This is a genomic window from Sphingobium yanoikuyae (genome assembly GCF_013001025.1).
GTDB classification, from domain to species: Bacteria; Pseudomonadota; Alphaproteobacteria; order Sphingomonadales; family Sphingomonadaceae; genus Sphingobium; species Sphingobium yanoikuyae_A.
Genome location: NZ_CP053021.1, coordinates 4,885,660 through 4,900,486, shown reverse-complemented (window position 1 = coordinate 4,900,486; position 14,827 = coordinate 4,885,660). Strand labels below are relative to the sequence as shown.

The following is a 14,827-nucleotide window of genomic DNA, read 5'->3' as shown; positions in this document are numbered from 1 at the left end:
ACCCCGTCGCATCAAGGGACGACGGGAAGCGGTCCGGGCACGACGCCATATTGCTGCAGGCCCGACATGATGGCGTGGATAGCGAGCGCCGCCTGCAGCACCGCGATCATCCAGCCGAACGCCATCAGCGTTCCGGCATGGATGAAGCCCAGCAGCTGGCGGGCAAAGATCATCGCCAGAAAATCGGCCACCATCATGCCCAGGAAAATCCCGAATACGCCGGTCAGGAAGGTCCGGGTATCGCCCGCCACGGCCGCGAACAGCAGCAGCGCCACGATACCATAGGGCGTGATGATGATCGGGAAGGTCACCGGCGACATGGCCAGCCCCTTGGCCGAGGTCGGCGGCGCATCGGGCGCAGGGGCGTGCTGCGCATTCTTGACCGCCTCCAGCGCGCCGATCAGCAGCAGCACGCCACCGGTCAGCAACAGGTCGGGCGATGCGATCTGCCAATTCTGGCGCAGATTGTCGCCGATGAACAGGATGAGGAAGCCGACGGCCGTGGCGATCAGGGTCGATCGGAGCGCCAGTGCGCGCCGCTCCCCATCGGGCAACTGGCTGGTCAACTGGGCAAAGGCGGCGATCACCTTGATCGGTCCCAATGTGACGAAGAAGATGATCAGGACGAAACTCAGATCATTCATGGCACGCACCCCTGCCCTGCCGAACCATCGGATGCCGCAGGTCGGGCCCCTGCGGCATCCGCTTCATGCCTGTCGCGATCAGCGCGCCTGCGAGGCCGATGCATCCGCCACCATCGCGTCCAGATCGAAATCCAGGCTCTTGATGCGCGGCGGATATTCCTGAAGCGACTTCATGAACTTTGCGATCTGCGCGGTCGCCGGCGCCAGCGTCCAGGATCGGTTTTCCTGCCACTCGTCGAAGCCGCGCGCTTCATGGAAACGCTCGAACGGATCGAGCTTCAAATTGGTGATCAGCGGCGTGTTCAGATTTTCCTGAATGCCGTTGAACCATTTGTCCTGCGTCTTGAACAGGAACTTCCAGTCGCCATAGCGCAGGCCGTGCAGCGTGGTTTCCGTGAAATAATAGAAATCCTTGCGCTTCGACTTGCCCTTGCCGCTGAGCAATTCGGTCTGGTCATAGCCGTCGAGATGGACCTTGTAGGTCATGCTGCCGATGGTCTTGCCCTTGAGCAGCTCATCCTTGAGCTCCGGCTCGCCCAGCGCGGACAGGATGGTGGGCATCCAGTCCTCCATCGCCATGAACTCGCCAGTGGCGACATTTTCCTGCACATGGCCGGGCCAGCTGACGACGCAGGGCACGCGGAATCCGCCTTCATAGCCGCCGACGCCCTTTTCGCCGCGGAAGGGCTGGTTACCGCCATCGGGCCAGCTGTTAGAGGCCGCGCCATTGTCGGTCGAGAACATGACGAACGTGTCGTCGGCCACGCCCAGTTCTTCGAGCAGGTCGAGCAGTTCGCCGACATGATCGTCCATCTGCTTCACACCGTCGGCATAGAGACCATAGCCGGTGACGCCGTCATATTCGGGCGGCAGGTGGGTCTGGTAATGCATGCGCGTCGTGTTGTGCCAGACGAAGAAGGGCTTGTCGGCCTTCACCGCGTCGGTGATGAAGCGCTTGGATTCGACCATGAATTCATTATCGAGCGTCTTCTGCCGCTCGGAACCGAAAGGCCCCTTGTCCTCGATCGACTGCCCCCCCTTGCCGTCGGCCTTGCTGTGGATCACGCCGCGCCAGGCGAACGCCTTGGCCACTTCGGGATCCTTGGGATAATCATATTCTTCCGAATATTGGCCGGCATTGAGGTGATAGAGGATGCCGAAAAATTCGTCGAAGCCATGCGCGGTCGGCAGATGCTCGTCGAGGTCGCCGAGATGGTTCTTGCCGAACTGGCCGGTGGCATAACCATGGGGCTTGAGCAGTTCGGCGATCGTGGGATCTTCCTTCTGCATGCCCTGCGGCGCACCGGCGAGGCCGACGGTGCTGAGGCCGACGCGGATCGGATATTGGCCGGTGATGAAGGCGGCACGGCCGGCGGTGCAGGAGGCCTGGGCATAATGATCCATGAACATCATGCCCTTCTTGGCGATGCGATCGATATTGGGGGTCGAGCCGCCCATCATGCCGCGATGATAGCAGCTGAGATTCCACATCCCGACGTCATCGCCCCAGATGATGAGAATATTCGGCTTTTTGCTCATGCGATGCTCCTGCGAGTCAGACTGGGGAAGACGAACGGCGCAAGGCTAGGTCGGCGATCGGCCGGTTGGTATCGGGGTTATCCTTGAGCCCGAGGCCGGGAATGCGGCATCCGCCAACATGGGTCAGGGTCAATTGGGAGGCCTTGCCCTGCACCGCCGGTCCGCTATGGCGGCGCGATGACGGGCATGGGAGCTGGCATGGCGCGCGCGGTTGCAATGATGAAGGCTGTCGGTGTCGCGCTGCTGTTCCTGCTGATCGCCGCCTGTCTGGCGACGGTGATCGTGCCGCCCTTCCTCGACCGCATCTATTATGAGGGGCCGGCGAGCCGCCATTATGACGGCGCCCGCTTCTTCAACCTCGATGGCGCGATCGACATGCCCGCCCCGCCCGGCACCAGCCGCCAAGGCTTCATCGCCCGCTGGCTGCTGGGCGATGACGATCGCCCGGCATGGCCCGATGCGGTGGCGGTCAAGCCGGCGCGCCCCGCCCCCTTTGCCGCGCCGCGCGGCATGGTCGCCACCTGGGTCGGCCATGCGACCGTGCTGGTGCAGGCGGCGGGCATCAACATATTGACCGATCCGATCTGGTCCGACCATGCCAGTCCCTTTCCACCGCTGGGGCCGAAACGGGTCGCGGAACCGGGCATCAGGATGAAGGATCTGCCCAGGATCGATCTGATCGTCATCAGCCATAATCATTATGACCATCTGGATATCCCGACGCTCAAGATGCTGTGGCAGCGCGACCGGCCCAGGATCGTCACGGCGCTGGGCAATGACGCGATATTGAAGGCGAACGGCATCCCGTCGGTGGCGCTCGACTGGGGCCAGTCGGTGACCGGCGCGCAGTTGAACGGACTGGTGCCCGAAGCGGTGATCCAGTGCGAGAATTACGAGCATTGCCCGGACTATCGGGTCCATGCGACGCGCAACCATCATTGGAGCAGCCGCTGGTTCACCGACCGCAACCGGGCGCTCTGGTCGAGCTTCCTGATCGAGACGCGGGCGGGCAATATCTATTTTGCCGGCGATACCGGCGCGGGCGACATGGGCTGGACCGGCGATGCGACGCGGTTCGGGCCGATCCGGCTGGCGCTGATCCCGATCGGCGCCTTCCGCTTCTGGCCGGGGCAGATGGAATCGGACGCGCATATCGGCCCGCGCCGCGCGGTCGAACTGTTCGAGCGGCTGGGCGCTTCGACGGCAATCCCGATCCACTGGGGCACCTTCCGCCTCTCCTACGAGAAGCGCGACACGCCGCCGCGGATGCTGGAGCAATATCTGCGCTGCGCGGGGATAGAGCGAAAGCGCTTCGCCCCGGTGCGGATCGGCCAGTCGCTGCTGATGCCCAATGTCAGCCCGGTGCCGCGTGGCCCCAGGCATTGCGACCAGCGGGCGATCGACGCGCTGGAATAAGCCCCCCTTGGGCCACTTCGGGCAATATTGGGGCCAAGAAAAACTGGGGTGGCCTTTTTCCTCCTGGCGGCGCATGGGGCTGCGCCAAAGGAATATCCGCAATGAATCTTTTCAAGCCTCTGCTGGCCGGTGCCCGCCCGATCGACCGGATGATCGCGGGCCTGGGCGCGGCGATCGGCATCAGCCTCACCATATTGGTGTGCAGCCAGTTGCCGTTGCATGCCGGCGACCTGCCGATCATCGTCGCGCCGCTGGGCGCGTCGGCGGTGCTGATCTTCGCCGTGCCCGCGAGCCCGCTGGCCCAGCCCTGGTCGGTGGTGGGCGGCAATATCCTGTCCAGCCTGATCGGCGTCGCTGCCTATCAGTTGATCCCCGACATGATGGTCGCGGCCGGCGTGGCGGTGGGCCTGGCGATAATATTGATGAGCCTGCTGCGCTGCCTGCATCCGCCCGGCGGCGCGGCGGCGCTGACCGCGGTGATCGGCAGCCAGGGCATTCATGATGCCGGCTATGCCTTCGCCTTTGCGCCGGTCGGGATCAATTCGATCGCCCTGGTGTCCCTCGGCCTGTTCTTCCACCGCCTGTCGGGCCACAGCTATCCGCACCAGCCGGTCGCGCCGCCGGTGATCGCCGACAAGATGCGCGCGGAGGCGGGCTTTCATCTGGAGGATATCGACAAGGCGCTGGCCGAACTGCCCGACAATTTCGACATCAGCCGCGCCGACCTCGACCTGCTGCTGTCGCGGGCGGAAATCCACGCCCAGGCCCGCCGGGCGGACTGAGGCCCACCCGGATCGGTGCCGTCGATCAGGCCGGGCAGTCGCCGTCGCGCTTGCCGGACAGGTCGTGGGTGGTGCGCAGCACCGGCTTGCCGCCTTGGGTCTTGGTCATGGTGGTGCCGAAGGTCAGCGTATCCTCGGTAAAATTGCCCTCGACCACGATTTCGGAGGTGCCGGCGCCGGCCTTGCAGGCAAGGGTCGCGATCAGCCGGCCCTTGCGCACCATCTTGTCCTTGTAGCTGCAGTCGCTGCCTTCCGCGCCAGCCAGCGCATCGGCGTCGGGCACGCCGGCGGCATCGACCTTGATGCAGATCTTGTCCTCGCTCACCTGCTTGAGCGCGGCCTGATATTCCTCCGCCGTGACGGTGGGGGTGTTGTAGCCGGTGGTCTTGCGGCTGAGCGTCCATTGCCCGCTCTTCATCATCGCCGGCGCGGCCTCCTCCTCCTGCGCGGGCGGAGCGGCCGGTTCGCTGCCGCAGGCGGCAAGGGTCAGGCTGGTGGCCAGCAAGCCGCCCAGCGTCAGAATGTCACGCATATCCTCTCCCCGTTCGTTCCACGGCGGCACGCTCTACCGATGCGCGCGCGGGCGCAAGTAGAAATGTTGCGCGCGCGGATTCATCGCCGCCGGCGCCCGGCGGACAGGGTGGGCGCATGGAAATCGGCCGGCTTGTCGGCGATCCAGCCGAGGAAACGGGCGATGGCGGGATGGCTGCGCAAGGCCATGGCATCGGCATAGGTGCGGACCAGTTCCGCGTTGGACAGGGTGGCATGGATGGTGCGGTGGCAGATCGGATGGACCGGCACCATCTGTCGCCCGCCCCGGCTCTTGGGCACGGGATGATGCCATTCGATCCGCGCGCCCAGCGGGCGGGCGCAGAGCCAGCAAAGATCCGATCCGTCAGTCGGCAGTGTCCGACGCATCCTCATCCAGCAGGGCGTTGACCAGCCGGTTTCGCTGTGCCGACGCCAGGCGATTGAGCGGCAGCGTATAGAGGCGCACCAGGAAGCGCCGGTCCCAGTCGGTCAAGGCATGGTTCGGATCGCGCGCGCCCTCAGGCTGCGCGCCGAACAGATTGAGGATCGACGGTAGCGGCGGCAGCGCCCGGGCGCGCACCTCGGCCAGCCCGACAAAGGCGGCATAATCGACCACCGCCGTCAGCGGCACCCCCTCCGCCCGATTGACGTCGATCAATATTGTCGCGGCTGAGATCATCCGGATGACCGGGCTGCATATCAGGCTCGATCCATAGGATTGGCTGGTCGGGATGCCATCCCACATCGGCGCGCCGGTATCGCTGTTGCCACCAACGCCCGGCGGCGCGTTCGACCCTAGGCCCGTGCCGTCGCCCGAGCCCAGGTCGATCATATACCACCAACGGATCGGCGCATCGCTTTCCAGCAGGGCGCGTCGCTCCGGCCCCTGCACCTGGGCCATGCGGCGGCTCTGCTTCTGGTCGATGATGTTGACCATCTGCTTTCCGTCGCTGACGAAGGCCACGAGCAGGTTGGTATCGCATGTGCCCTTGGCCAGAGGCGCGCCTATCGCCCTGATCGTCGCCTGCAGCCGGTCCATCACGATGCGACCATGCTCGGCCGAAAGACCGATCACCTTGGGGCAGATCGGCTCGACCCAGCGGGCCAGGCTGCGATCCCCCTGGACCACCCCGAGCGTTCGCACGAAGCCCTGCGCGCGGGTCAGCGCTTCCTGACGGGTAAGCCGCTGCCCCTGCACCACGATATCCTCTGATGGCACGGTTGGCGCCTGCGCCTTCGCACCGGTGATGACCGCCAACGCCATGACCACAGCCAGCGCGCGCTTGCCGGATGCTTTCATTGACCCTCCGCACAATCCGGCCCGATCCAATGGCCCTCAGACCGTGCCTTCATCGCCATCTCGACGCCATTGGGCAAGTCGGTCTGCCGCATGTCCATCTGCACCGCATAGCTGTCGGGCGCATAGATGCCGGCCATCGTCATGCTGCTGGTGCCGCCATCGCGCTGGCAGGTGACATTGCCCTTCACCGTGCCGCCGCGCACGGCGAAGTCGCTGTAGCGGCAATCCTTGCCCGGATCGCCGGAAAAGGCGCGGCCGTCGGGATGGGCGGCCTGCTCGGGCGTGACGCAATAGCGCAGGGTGCGGTTCATCGCCTGCTGCATCTGCTGGCGCGCCGCCGCGGGCATCGCCTCCCCGCCGCGCATGTCGATCCGCTCCATCACGAAGCGCCCTTCCCACTGGCCGGGCTTGAGCTGCACCTTCTCGATCTGCGTGACGGCGGCGTCATGGCTCATCGCGTCGGTCGCGGCGATCTGTGTGTCCTGGCTGGTGGGCGGCTCGTTGCATCCGGCCAGCGCCGCGAGCGCGCAGGCCAGCAGGCCGTTGGTCAAGGCTTTGGTCATCACCGGCTTCCCCTGGCATATCTTGGCAGAAGCGACCCTTTATCTGGCCCAGACTTAGCAAGCGGCGGCGGGTCTGGATATCGGGATTATTGCGATCCGGGGTGGCGGGGCGTGGCAAGGTGCCGAGGTGCGCTCCTCGATCATTTGTTCTTTATTTGTTCTTTCAATCATGATAGGTGATTCTTTCATCATTGGGGGGCGTGTCGATGACCGAGAGGGAGTCCGTTCGATCCAATCGCGAAACCGCATTCAGTCTTTATCTCCGCACCGGTCGGCGTATCGGGCCGGACGCGATCGAGGTGAAATTCAACCCTTGGCATGACGAGGAAAACGGTCGCTTCACCTTCCGTGGACAGGGCCGCTATTTCGGCGCCACGGGTGGCAATGCAAATGCGCCTTCGTCCCGTCCCGGTGGCACCGGCGTCGCACGGCCATCGTCACCGTTGGCGACAAGGCGAAATGGTGCGCCCGATCGCGATCGCTTTCGCGCCGATCACCCCGCCAATCATTCGCTCTACATGGTCAAACAGGGCGACACGCTCAGCCGTATCGCCGCCCAGCGCCAGGGGCTGACGGCTGCGGACCTCGCCTGGCTGAACAACATGCCGCTCGATCGCCCCTTGCAGATCGGACAACGGCTGAAGCTGCCACATCAGGCCTATCTGGATGCGGGGCGGGCAGCCAAGAACAAGGTCGTCGCCCTTGCCCATTATATGGATACGCATGGCGGGGACTTGCCGCCCGATCCGGCTGATCCGCCGTCGCTGGAAAGCCAGCTACTGAACTCGAACTGGCAGCGGGAAGTGAGAAATGGCTATGCGTTCGATATCGACGTCATCGCTCGCCCAAGAGAAATTATTGCCGAACTTACGGATGGGCCGATCGCCAAACGCTCCCGCCAAGCGCAAGCTCAGGCAGGTCAGCCGGATCGTCGCCCCGGTGACGATGGCGGTCATTTCATTGCTGCCCGTTTCAACGGTCCCGGCGACAGCTTCAACCATTTCGCCCAGGATCGGAATTTCAATCGAGGCGCCTACCGCGCTATGGAAGATAGATGGACGCAGGCACTGCGCGGCGGAAAGAAGGTCGTTGTTCATATCGTTCCCGTTTATGAGGGAGCGTCAAAACGGCCTTATCGAATCCATGTCACTTGGCGCATCAACGGCGTCGAAGAATTCCGGGATTTCTCGAACGAAAGAAAAGGCCGGCGTCATGAGCGATAAACTCGATACCCTGGGACCGCTCATGAACGAGATCGGTCAAGAATTGGCCAGCTTGGTCGGAGGCGATCCAGATGGCGTGTTTCTGTATGTGGAAATCGGAGACGGGTGGGTAAGCCCCAGCGTTTTCAAGGATGAAGGCGACGTCGTTCGCTATTATAATCCGCGCGACACAAATCTCAGCGATATGCTTTGGGAAGCCTGGTATCTGGAACCCGACGGCCCCAACATGCGCTGGTCGGTGTTGGAATATGAGGTCAGAGACAGGAAATTTCATGTCAGCCTGAAATATCCGGAAGAAGTGAATGTCGAGATTGTCGATGACGAGCGCCGCGAGACTGTCCTGCGCGCGCGGTTCGGTGACAAGCCGGTGATCTATCCGCCGCCGCCCAAGAGCGCGTTCGAATTGCAGCCCTGACTTGCCAAGGCGCGGATTGCGCCCTTGCCCAAAGGCCCCATATTACGCCCATGTCGATTCAGATCCGCACCAGCCTTGACGAACCCGAAACCGGCCAGGACTTCGTGCCGCACCGGCCCGCGCGCCCGGAGAAGAGCGAAGGCGGACGGCCCTTCACCCTGGTCAGCGACTATGAACCGTCGGGCGACCAGCCGACCGCCATCGCCGAACTGGTCGCCGCGGCGGAGCAGGGCGAGAAGGACCAGGTGCTGCTGGGCGTCACCGGGTCCGGCAAGACCTTCACCATGGCCAAGACGATCGAGGCGTTGCAACGGCCAGCGCTGATCCTGGCGCCCAACAAGATATTGGCGGCTCAGCTCTATGGCGAGTTCAAGAGCTTCTTCCCCGACAATGCGGTCGAATATTTCGTCAGCTATTACGACTATTATCAGCCCGAAGCCTATGTCGCGCGGTCGGACACCTATATCGAGAAGGAAAGCTCGGTAAACGAAAGCATCGACCGGATGCGCCATTCGGCCACCCGCGCGCTGCTGGAGCGGGACGATGTCATCATCGTCGCGTCCGTCTCCTGCCTCTATGGCATCGGGTCGGTCGAAACCTATTCGGCCATGACCTTCTCCATGAAGAAGGGCGGGATCGAGGACCAGCGCGAGATCATCCGCAAGCTGGTGGCGCTGCAGTACAAGCGCAACGATGCGGGCTTTGCGCGCGGCAATTTCCGCGTGAAGGGCGACAATCTGGAAATCTTCCCGTCCCATTATGAGGATACGGCCTGGCGGATCAGCTTCTTCGGCGACGAGATCGAGGAGATTGTCGAGTTCGATCCGCTGTCCGGCAGGAAGGTCGCCAGCCTCGATTATGTGAAGGTCTTTCCCAACAGCCACCATGTGACCCCCGGCCCGACCTTGAAGCAGGCGATGGAGGCGATCCGCTTCGAGCTGACCGAGCGGCTGAAGGAACTGGAGGCCGAAGGCAAGCTGCTGGAGGCGCAGCGGTTGGAGCAGCGCACCAATTTCGACCTGGAGATGATCGCGGCCACCGGCAGTTGCGCGGGGATCGAGAATTACAGCCGCTTCCTGACCGGGCGTCTGCCCGGCGAACCGCCGCCAACTTTGTTTGAATATCTGCCCGAAAATGCCGTGCTGTTCGTGGACGAAAGCCACCAGACCGTGCCGCAGATCGGCGCGATGGCGCGGGGCGACCATCGGCGCAAGATCACGCTGGCCGAATATGGCTTCCGTTTGCCGAGTTGCATCGACAACCGACCGCTGCGCTTCAACGAATGGGACGCGATGCGGCCGCAGACGGTCAGCGTCTCGGCGACGCCCGGCCCGTGGGAGATGGAGCAGACCGGAGGCGTGTTCAGCGAGCAGGTGATCCGCCCCACCGGCCTGATCGACCCGCCGGTCGAAATCAAGCCGGTCGAGGATCAGGTCGACGACCTGATCAACGAATGTCGCAAGGTCGCGGCCCAGGGATACCGCACGCTCGTCACCACGCTCACCAAGCGGATGGCCGAGGATCTGACCGAATTCATGCATGAGGCGGGGATCAAGGTCCGCTACATGCATAGCGACGTCGAGACGCTGGAGCGTATCGAGCTGATCCGTGATCTTCGCCTGGGCGTCTATGACGTGCTGATCGGCATCAACCTGCTGCGCGAAGGGCTCGACATTCCCGAATGCGGGCTGGTCGCGATCCTCGACGCGGACAAGGAAGGCTTTTTGCGCAGCGAGACATCGCTGATCCAGACGATCGGCCGCGCCGCCCGCAATGTCGACGGCCGCGTCATCCTCTATGCCGACCGGGTGACGGGCAGCATGGAACGCGCGCTCAACGAGACGTCACGCCGCCGCGAAAAGCAGCAGGCCTATAATGACGCGCATGGCATCACGCCCTTCACCGTGAAGAAGAATATCGGCGACATCATCGCCCATGTCGCGAGCAAGGATCAGGTCACGGTCGAGACGGGGCTGGAGGATCGCCCGCATCTCGTCGGCCATAATCTGCGCGCCTATATCGAGGATCTGGAGAAGAAGATGCGCGCGGCAGCGGCGGACCTGGAGTTCGAGGAAGCCGGCCGCATCCGCGACGAAATCCGCAAGCTGGAGGCGGAGGAACTGGGCCTGCCGGCGGACCAGCAGGTGGCCGCCCCGCGCGGCCGCGCGACCGAGGGCAAGCCGGGCACACGGAAAGGTCGATTCGGGAAGACGCAAAGAAAATTTTAGGCGCTCAATTCGACAAAATTTGCAACCTAAGATGCTGAATTTATTAACTTTATGGTTAACTGAAATTAGAGGAATCGCAGGCTTTTTTCTATATTTTACAGATGCTTGCAGGTGGTAAAAAGTCGGCCGATGCGACAAAACCCTCTTGTAGACACATCATTATTTTGGACTATGAAAAGGCTTGCTCTGAATTCAGGACAAGCCGATGATCCGCTCCTTCGCCAATCCCGAGACCGAAAAAATCTGGAATGGTGAACGCAGCCGCAAGCTGCCTTCGGATATGCAGGACCGCGCGCTTTCTAAATTGAAGCTGCTCAACCGCGCCCGCACCCTGGACGACCTGCGTAACCCACCCAGCAATCGCCTTCATGCGCTGAGCGAGGACCGGGCTGGGCAACATTCAATTTCCATCAACATGCAATGGCGTATATGCTTTGTCTGGAAAGACGGACACGCGCATAATGTCGAAATCACCAACCACTACCGATAATCCTGACTGGCTGCATAATGCGCATGCCGGCGAAATGCTGCGGCTGGAGTTCATGGAACCGCTGGATATGACCACGGTGGAGCTGGCCACCGCGATCGGTCTGCCGGTGGATCGCGTGCAGGCCGTGATTGACGGCGACCATCCAATGGACGGTGAACTCGACCTTCGATTGGCCCGCTATTTCCGTATGTCTGAAGGTTTTTTCCTGGGCCTCCAGATCGACTATGAACTGCTGGAAGCCAAGCGAGCGCTGAACGGCGAACTGGATCGCATCGTCCCGCGCGCCGCCTGACGCCTTGCCCCCTCAATGCGTCCGGCTGGTCACCTTCGCGGTGCCGTCGGGCAGGATTTCGATCAGATGCGCGGTCTGGTTGTCGCACTGGGCCTTCCAGCCCTTGACGCCCGGCCGGATTTCGGCGCGTTCCGAACCGGTGACCGAGGGGCAGGCGACGCCCGATGCCTTGATCGCCTTTTCCAGCACGCCGTTGCGCAGGTCGGGGTCGAGCTTGGCGACTTCAGCCGCCGCGCCCGTTTCGGGCATGTTCCGGTTCTCGACCGCCGTCACCTCATCGCCGCCGCCACAGGAGGCGAGAAACAGCGCCGTCGCCAGCAACATCATAGTCCGCACGTCTTTTCCTCCGTCAACTTCATCGCGCCATTCGAGACATCAGCCTCTCAACAAAGGCGCAGCAGAAAAATATCCCTCAATTGGCCTGGCCGGGCGCGCGCGGCGCAAGCCGGCTGCTTTCAAGCAACGGCAATCCGCCTTCGGTCGGCACATAGATGAGGCTGGCATCCTTGTTGTCGATCGCCTGAATCTGCAGATAGCGCAGATAGCCATCCGGCCCGCCCAGGCTGTCCTGCAGGATGCGGTTGGCCCGCGCGGCCCCCTCGGCCCGAACGACTTCGGCATCGGCCAGCATCTTGGCGCTTTCCAGCTTCGCGCGCGCTTCCAGCACCGCGATCTGGCGCGAGGATTGTGCCTCTGCAAGGGCGGCACGGCCGGCCTGTTCCTTGCTGTAGACATTGTAGCTGGGGCAGCCCCATAATATACCGGACAGCGTCACGCCGATGAGCAAGGCGAGACCCAATATGCCGGTTCCGGTCAGTCGCACCATGCCTTCCCCCTGTGACGCGAATTAACCCGCAAATCCGTCGGTCGCACGGATCAGCGCGTCCAATATGCCCGGTTCGTTGAACGCATGACCGGCGCCTTCGATCATTTCGAAGCGCGCCTGCGGCCAGGCGCGGTGCAGCGCCCAGGCGGTTTCGGCCGGGCAGGCCATGTCATAGCGGCCCTGGACGATGACGCCGGGAATGTCGGCCAGCTTGCCGGCCTCGCGGATCAACTGGCCGTCCTCCAGCCAGCCGCGATGGACGAAATAATGATTTTCGATCCGGGCGAAGGCGAGTGCGAAATCATCGCCCTCATGGGTAGCGGACAGCGCGTCGTCGGGCAGCAGGCGAATGGTCTCGCCTTCCCAGACGCTCCAGGCCTTGGCGGCGGCGACCTGCGCGGCGCAATCATCACCGGTCAGGATGCGGCGATAGGCGCCGACCATGTCGACGCGCTCACCTTCCGGAATCGGCGCCACGAAGCGTTCCCACTTGTCGGGATAGATGCGGCTGGCGCCCTGTTGATAATACCAGTCGATCTCTGACTGGCGGATGGTGAAGATGCCGCGCAGCACCAGTTCGGTGACGCGCGCGACATGCGCCTGCGCATAGGCCAGTGCCAGGGTCGAGCCCCAGCTACCGCCGAAGACCAGCCACTGGTCGACGCCCATCATCTCGCGCAAGCGCTCGATATCGGCGACCAGATGCCAGGTGGTGTTGGCGTCGAGATGGGCATGCGGGGTAGAGCGACCGCAGCCGCGCTGGTCGAACAGCAGCACGTCATAGCGGGCGGGATCGAACAGGCGGCGATGATCGGGCGATATGCCGCCGCCCGGCCCGCCATGCAGGAAGACCGCAGGCTTGGCGCCGGGCGTGCCGGACCGTTCCCAATAGAGGCTGTGGCCATCGCCTACGTCAAGATGACCAGTGGCGTAGGGTTCAATCGGCGGATAGAGGCTGCGCATGACACCGTCCTAACAGGCGGCGGGACGAAGCGAAATGGGGGTTTGACGCAATGCGGACGATGAAGATCATGCTGGGCGCGCTGGCGCTGATGCTGGGCGTGCAGGGGGGCAATGCCAAGCCCGCCACGCCGGCAAGCCCCAAGCGGCTGGTGATCGTCGATGACGACATGATCGGCCTCAACGGCGTGCCGCTGCTGTTGCTGCAAAGCCCGGATGTCGAGGTGCTGGGCATCACCACCACCAGCGGATCGGTGTGGCGCAACACGGCGACCGCCTATGCGCTGCGTACGCTGGAGATATTGGGCCGGACCGACGTGCCGGTGGTGCCGGGCGCGACCTTCCCGCTGCTCAACAGCGCCGAGGCGACCAAGCGCTGGGAAGGCCAATATGGCCGGCTGGTGTTCAAGGGGCCATGGACCGATTACTGGCCGGGCGACACGATCCAGGAGCATCCCGGATCGACCGATCCGACCAAGGTGCCCGACCTGCCGATCGGCAACCCCAGGACGAAGCCGAGCGCAGAGATTGCCGCCGCCTTCCTGGTGCGGATGGTGAAGGCGCATCCGGGCGAGATCACCCTGTTCGCGACCGGGCCGATGACCAATATCGCCATCGCCCAGAGCCTGGACCCCAGCTTTGCCGCCAATGTGAAGGAAATCCTCTATATGGGCGGCAGCCTGGCCCCGCATCAGGTGCTGGAAGGGCCGTCGGCCGAGCAGTTTGCCCGCGAATTCGTCAATTCGCCGCGCCGCGAGTTCAACATTCGCTGGGATCCCGAAGCGGCGAAGATCTTTGCCCATGCGCCGTGGAAGAAGATCACGATGATCCCGGTCGATCCGTCCACCGGCACGCAATGGACCCGCGCCTTCCTCGACGGGCTGAAGCCCGCTCACACGCCGCTGACCGATCTGTTTCAGACCGGGCTGGAGCCGGGCTATCCGATGTGGGACGAGATCGTCGCCATGGCCTGGCTCAATCCGGAGATCGTGACGAAGGACGAGACTTTGTGGGTCGATTTCGAGACCAGCCAGACGGCGGCCTATGGCGACACGCTGTCCTGGACGGAATCCTATCGCCCGCATCTGGGCGAGCAGGCGCAGCGCGTGATCCTGTCGGTCGACCGGGCAAAGATGGAGGCGGCGATGGCGCGCCTCTATATGCGCCCCGTCGGCAAGGCCGCGAAATAAGCGCTAATTCCGTTTCTTCTTCGTGCCGGGCCTGGCCTTTGCCTTTGCCTTTGCCTTCGGGCAGGGCCAGGCTTGCCGCGTGGCGGTGAAGACCAGGGCGGAGGCGGACTGGGCGCGCTTGTCCGGATTAGCGCGCAGATAGTCGACGGTGGCGCCCTTCAACTGGTTGAGCGTCACATCGGCGGGGATGCAGCTTTTGAGGCCATTCACCTCGCGCGTGGTGTTGAACGCATCGACCGCGCCGGCGACATAGCCGACGCATTCATAGCTTTTCTCGAAAAAAGCCTTGTCATTGCGGTCGACGGTGCAGCTTTCCAGCAGCGCCTCGCCCGAATAAAAGCCAGCCTGTGCGCTGCCCGACGACAGACCCGCCGCCGCAACCAGTATCAGGCCACTTGCCCTCCCGATCATCATACGCGTGCCTCCCG

18 protein-coding genes are annotated in these 14,827 nt (G+C 63.4%); 8 read left to right on the top strand and 10 right to left on the bottom strand.

Annotation, left to right across the window (positions count from 1 at the left end; all coding sequences use genetic code 11):
- Window positions 1-11: 11 nt before the first annotated feature.
- Both HH800_RS23630 and HH800_RS23625 read right to left on the bottom strand, forming a co-directional pair.
- Window positions 12-644, bottom strand: a complete 633-nt coding sequence (locus HH800_RS23630; protein ID WP_169862782.1) for a MarC family protein — start codon at window positions 642-644, stop codon at window positions 12-14.
- Window positions 645-722: 78 nt separating this feature from the next.
- Window positions 723-2,183: an arylsulfatase gene (locus HH800_RS23625; RefSeq protein WP_169862780.1), complete on the bottom strand. Its 1,461-nt coding sequence runs from the start codon at window positions 2,181-2,183 to the stop codon at window positions 723-725.
- A 198-nt stretch (window positions 2,184-2,381) separates the two neighbouring features.
- Between HH800_RS23625 and HH800_RS23620 the strand changes: the two genes are divergently transcribed.
- Window positions 2,382-3,599, top strand: coding sequence for an MBL fold metallo-hydrolase (locus HH800_RS23620; protein ID WP_169863415.1), 1,218 nt, complete (start codon window positions 2,382-2,384; stop codon window positions 3,597-3,599).
- Window positions 3,600-3,700: 101 nt separating this feature from the next.
- A complete protein-coding gene (locus tag HH800_RS23615; protein WP_017499134.1) occupies window positions 3,701-4,381 on the top strand; it encodes an HPP family protein in 681 nt (226 codons plus the stop codon).
- A gap of 25 nt (window positions 4,382-4,406) precedes the next feature.
- On the opposite strand, the gene HH800_RS23610 is transcribed toward HH800_RS23615, so the two are convergent.
- The 4 genes from HH800_RS23610 to HH800_RS23595 all read right to left on the bottom strand — a co-directional run bounded on the left by HH800_RS23610 (window position 4,407) and on the right by HH800_RS23595 (window position 6,775).
- Window positions 4,407-4,913 (bottom strand): DUF3617 domain-containing protein, encoded by a 507-nt coding sequence (locus tag HH800_RS23610; RefSeq protein ID WP_004209910.1) that lies wholly within the window; start codon window positions 4,911-4,913, stop codon window positions 4,407-4,409.
- Window positions 4,914-4,993: 80 nt separating this feature from the next.
- Window positions 4,994-5,299, bottom strand: a complete 306-nt coding sequence (locus HH800_RS23605) for an HNH endonuclease (protein WP_169862778.1) — start codon at window positions 5,297-5,299, stop codon at window positions 4,994-4,996.
- Window positions 5,277-6,212: a hypothetical protein gene (locus HH800_RS23600; protein WP_169862776.1), complete on the bottom strand. Its 936-nt coding sequence runs from the start codon at window positions 6,210-6,212 to the stop codon at window positions 5,277-5,279. Before HH800_RS23600 ends, HH800_RS23605 begins: the two co-directional genes overlap by 23 nt.
- The gene (locus tag HH800_RS23595) at window positions 6,209-6,775 is read right to left on the bottom strand and encodes a DUF3617 domain-containing protein (protein ID WP_169862774.1); all 567 of its coding nucleotides are present in this window, start codon (window positions 6,773-6,775) and stop codon (window positions 6,209-6,211) included. Before HH800_RS23595 ends, HH800_RS23600 begins: the two co-directional genes overlap by 4 nt.
- A gap of 206 nt (window positions 6,776-6,981) precedes the next feature.
- Here HH800_RS23595 and HH800_RS23590 point away from each other — a divergent pair, with 206 nt between their 5' ends.
- The 5 genes from HH800_RS23590 (at window position 6,982) to HH800_RS23570 (ending at window position 11,423) form a co-directional block, all read left to right on the top strand.
- Window positions 6,982-7,998: a DNA/RNA non-specific endonuclease gene (locus HH800_RS23590; protein ID WP_169863413.1), complete on the top strand. Its 1,017-nt coding sequence runs from the start codon at window positions 6,982-6,984 to the stop codon at window positions 7,996-7,998.
- Complete coding sequence (locus tag HH800_RS23585; protein ID WP_235681953.1) at window positions 7,988-8,413, top strand: hypothetical protein; 426 nt, start codon at window positions 7,988-7,990, stop codon at window positions 8,411-8,413. The genes HH800_RS23590 and HH800_RS23585 overlap by 11 nt, the downstream gene beginning before the upstream one ends.
- A 50-nt stretch (window positions 8,414-8,463) precedes the next feature.
- The gene (uvrB, locus tag HH800_RS23580) at window positions 8,464-10,641 is read left to right on the top strand and encodes an excinuclease ABC subunit UvrB (RefSeq protein ID WP_169862773.1); all 2,178 of its coding nucleotides are present in this window, start codon (window positions 8,464-8,466) and stop codon (window positions 10,639-10,641) included.
- A gap of 205 nt (window positions 10,642-10,846) precedes the next feature.
- Entirely contained in the window at window positions 10,847-11,131 is a 285-nt protein-coding gene (locus HH800_RS23575; protein ID WP_069337433.1) for a type II toxin-antitoxin system RelE/ParE family toxin, read from the top strand.
- Window positions 11,103-11,423 carry a HigA family addiction module antitoxin gene (locus tag HH800_RS23570; RefSeq protein WP_169862771.1) on the top strand — a complete coding sequence of 107 codons (321 nt, stop codon included), beginning with the start codon at window positions 11,103-11,105 and terminating at the stop codon, window positions 11,421-11,423. The genes HH800_RS23575 and HH800_RS23570 overlap by 29 nt, the downstream gene beginning before the upstream one ends.
- A gap of 12 nt (window positions 11,424-11,435) precedes the next feature.
- On the opposite strand, the gene HH800_RS23565 is transcribed toward HH800_RS23570, so the two are convergent.
- The 3 genes from HH800_RS23565 to pip all read right to left on the bottom strand — a co-directional run bounded on the left by HH800_RS23565 (window position 11,436) and on the right by pip (window position 13,212).
- Window positions 11,436-11,750 (bottom strand): hypothetical protein, encoded by a 315-nt coding sequence (locus tag HH800_RS23565; protein WP_037490849.1) that lies wholly within the window; start codon window positions 11,748-11,750, stop codon window positions 11,436-11,438.
- Between the two features lie 85 nt (window positions 11,751-11,835).
- The gene (locus HH800_RS23560) at window positions 11,836-12,249 is read right to left on the bottom strand and encodes a membrane protease subunit (protein WP_037518689.1); all 414 of its coding nucleotides are present in this window, start codon (window positions 12,247-12,249) and stop codon (window positions 11,836-11,838) included.
- Between the two features lie 21 nt (window positions 12,250-12,270).
- Window positions 12,271-13,212, bottom strand: coding sequence for a prolyl aminopeptidase (pip, locus tag HH800_RS23555; RefSeq protein WP_169862769.1), 942 nt, complete (start codon window positions 13,210-13,212; stop codon window positions 12,271-12,273).
- A gap of 59 nt (window positions 13,213-13,271) precedes the next feature.
- Here pip and HH800_RS23550 point away from each other — a divergent pair, with 59 nt between their 5' ends.
- Complete coding sequence (locus tag HH800_RS23550; protein ID WP_235681952.1) at window positions 13,272-14,399, top strand: nucleoside hydrolase; 1,128 nt, start codon at window positions 13,272-13,274, stop codon at window positions 14,397-14,399.
- A gap of 3 nt (window positions 14,400-14,402) precedes the next feature.
- On the opposite strand, the gene HH800_RS23545 is transcribed toward HH800_RS23550, so the two are convergent.
- Window positions 14,403-14,813: a Rap1a/Tai family immunity protein gene (locus HH800_RS23545; RefSeq protein WP_169862765.1), complete on the bottom strand. Its 411-nt coding sequence runs from the start codon at window positions 14,811-14,813 to the stop codon at window positions 14,403-14,405.
- Between the last annotated feature and the right edge of the window lie 14 nt (window positions 14,814-14,827).